Origin of the sequence: Bradyrhizobium sp. (assembly GCF_016462955.1) — a bacterium.
GTDB lineage: Bacteria > Pseudomonadota > Alphaproteobacteria > Rhizobiales > Xanthobacteraceae > Bradyrhizobium.
On sequence record NZ_JAEMSD010000691.1, the window covers coordinates 1 to 2,910 of the forward strand.

4 protein-coding genes are annotated in these 2,910 nt (G+C 66.4%); 2 read left to right on the forward strand and 2 right to left on the reverse strand.

All coding sequences use genetic code 11. From position 1 onward, the window contains the following. Nucleotides 1-245 (reverse strand): FAD-dependent oxidoreductase (locus tag JHD07_RS36920; RefSeq protein ID WP_291631156.1); only part of this gene is annotated, 245 nt, incomplete at its 3' end. A 19-nt stretch (nucleotides 246-264) separates the two neighbouring features. After that, complete coding sequence (locus JHD07_RS36925) at nucleotides 265-510, reverse strand: zinc-finger domain-containing protein (RefSeq protein ID WP_291631158.1); 246 nt, start codon at nucleotides 508-510, stop codon at nucleotides 265-267. Nucleotides 511-818: 308 nt separating this feature from the next. Between JHD07_RS36925 and JHD07_RS36930 the strand changes: the two genes are divergently transcribed. Together JHD07_RS36930 and JHD07_RS36935 are read left to right on the forward strand one after the other, a co-directional pair. After that, on the forward strand, nucleotides 819-1,955 hold the full coding sequence (locus JHD07_RS36930) for a hypothetical protein (protein ID WP_291631160.1): 1,137 nt from the start codon (nucleotides 819-821) through the stop codon (nucleotides 1,953-1,955). A gap of 115 nt (nucleotides 1,956-2,070) precedes the next feature. Next, nucleotides 2,071-2,826 carry an alpha/beta hydrolase gene (locus JHD07_RS36935; protein ID WP_291631162.1) on the forward strand — a complete coding sequence of 252 codons (756 nt, stop codon included), beginning with the start codon at nucleotides 2,071-2,073 and terminating at the stop codon, nucleotides 2,824-2,826. The last annotated feature ends 84 nt before the right edge of the window (nucleotides 2,827-2,910 follow it).

A 2,910-nucleotide genomic window follows, 5' to 3' on the forward strand; every position in this document is an offset into this window, starting at 1 on the left:
GCCCGCGCGCTCATGATCGAGAGCGCTTCCGGGGTGACCGCGCGCGCCTCGAGACGCTCGGAGAGGCCGAGCTTGACCAGCACGCGGCTGGCATTCGGGGAGAGTTGCAGGCCGGCGCCGACTTCCTCAAGGCGCTCGGCCTTTTCCAGCACGACGATGCGGAAGCCGCGGGCCGCGAGCGCAAGCGCGGCCGTCAGTCCACCGATGCCGGCACCGGCGATGACAATCGTGCGGGAGAGCGCCACCCCTGACCGACGGACGCGGTCAGGCCACCTTGTCCTTCACCACGCATTCCGGCGGGCGGGCTTCGCCCGGCTTCAGGTCGGCCGCGAAGCGGTACAGCGTCGAGCAATAGGGGCAGATGATCTCGTTGTCGTTGCCGAGGTCGAGGAAGACGTGCGGATGATCGAACGGAGGATTGGCGCCCACGCACATGAACTCTTGCGAGCCGATTTCGATGACGGGAACACCGGCATCGTTATGGAAGTGCGGGACGACATGGTCGGACATCGTAACTCATCCTGGAGTGGCAATGGCGGCAGATACAATCATTAACTGACGCGGCATCATGATGGCGCCGCGGACCATACTGGCGGGTGCAGATGATTGCTAGTCCAGCGGAACCGAAAGCCCCGCAATCGCCCCATGCTCATTTGCTCATGCAAATTCGACACAATCTTGCGGCCTGAGAGAAGCCCTTCTTTCGTCGGGGACGTTGTGTCGCAATTTTGGCATACTATCTCTGTGGGCGCGGTGCATTCGAGACGAAAGACGAATTGTCGGCGCGAGCGATCCCAGGGGCATCCGGGCTGTTCCACATGAAGTGGCTGCGAATCAGTACGGCGTTGGCGGGCATTGCCGCGTGCAGCTATTTGCTCGCGCAGGTGGCGCCGCACGCCCGTGAGGCCGGCGCGATCCTCGCCGCTCAGGACGATCCGGCCGCGCTGTCCGAACTCAGGCTCGATGGCTTGCTGCGGCAGAACGAGCGTCTGGTTCAGGACAACATCGAGGCCGCGCTCGCGGCCGGAGACGCCGATCTCGCCGACAGCTTCGTCGCGCTCGCGCGTGATCGCAACATCGCACTGCCGGACGATCTCCTCGCCCGCGTCAGCGACGCAGTCAGGGCCGAGAATTCCACGTCGCATTTCGCCAAGCGATTTGCCACCGGGCTCGTCACCGGCAATGCCGACGACGTCGCGAGCCTCTCCGGCACGGTCGCCGGCGATCTCTTCGTGTTCGGCGACATCAGGGACGTGGTGCGCGAAGGCAAGAATCTTGCGATGGGCGAGGACGCCGACCGCTTGGTGCTCGGCCTTGCAGCCGCCGGCCTCGCGGTGACGGCGGCAACCTACGTGACGGTCGGCGGTGCTGCGCCGGTTCGCGCCGGGCTGACGTTGGTGAAGGATGCGCGCAAGCTCGGACGGCTCGGCGAAGGACTCGCCGCGTGGGCCGGCCGGTCCGCGCGCGAGGTCGTCGACACGCCGATGCTGCGGAACGCGGTGGCGTCGGGCTCGGTGCTGCGGCCCGGCCAGACCGTGAGCGCGATCAAGGCGGCGTTCCGGGCCGAGAAGGCCGGTGCGCTGGTCCGGCTCGGCAAGGACGTCACGCGCGTTGCCGGAAAGACTGGCACGCGCGGGGCGATGGATACGCTGCGCATCGCCGAAGGTCCCAAGGACGTCGCTCGCGCGGTGCGGCTTGCCGAAGCGCAAGGCAGCAAGACGCGCGCGATCATCAAGCTGCTCGGCCGCGGTGCGCTGCTGCTGGTCGGCGGCGCGTTCGATCTGGCGATGTGGCTGTTCGGCGCGGTGCTGACCTTGTTCGGTCTTCTCTCCTCCATCAAGGCGACGACCGAGCGCCTGACCCAGGCCTGGTGCGATCGCAAGCGGGCGCGCCGGCTCCGCCGCGCGCAGATCGCAGCCGACGCCGCTTTGGCCAATGCGGCCGCGACGGCCTGAGCGCCTGCGCGTCAGGCTATTGTTTGAGCACGATGTTGCCGGAAAACCGCTGCACTCTGTGCCGGATCATGCTCTAAGATCGCGCTGTCCCCCACAAGACCTCACGGAACTGATGATGCCGAGCTTTCACAACGGCGCCGTTGAAATTGCCTATCTCGACGAAGGCGAGGGCGATCCGATCATCCTGGTGCACGGCTTTGCCTCCAGCAAGAACGTGAACTGGGTCTATCCGACCTGGGTCTCGGAGCTACGCAAGAACGGCCGCCGCGTCATCGCGCTCGACAATCGTGGCCACGGCGAAAGTGCCAAGCTCTACGAGCCCGCGCAATATTCGATTCCGACCATGGCCGGCGACGTGCTCGCGCTGATGGATCATCTCGCCATCCCGCAGGCCGACATCATGGGCTATTCGATGGGCGGGCGGATGACGGCCTGGCTCTCCCTCAACGAGCCGCAGCGCCTGCGCTCGGCGATCCTCGGCGGCATCGGCATCGGCGGCCTGATCGAGGGCTCTGGTCCCGGCGAGAACGTCGCGAAGGCGCTGGAAGCGCCCTCGCTCGACGACGTCACCGATCCGGTCGGCCGCACCTTCCGCGCGTTTGCCGATCAGACCCGCTCCGACCGCAAAGCGCTCGCCGCATGCCTGCGCGGCACGCGCGATCTCATGACTCGGGAGGAAGCTGCGCGCATCGAGGTGCCGGTGCTGATTGCGGTCGGCACCACCGACGACGTCGCAGGGAGTGCCAGCGCGCTGGGCGCCATCATCCCCGGCTCGGAAGTGCTCGACATTCCAAATCGCGACCACATGCGCGCGGTCGGCGACAAGGTCTACAAGACCGGCGTGCTGGATTTCCTGTCACGCCGGGGATGAGGTGACGAGATCGTTGGCCGGCTAGGAGCAGGATGAGATTGGGTTGAATCAAGCCGCCGCGGGCTCGGTGCACCTCTCCCGCTT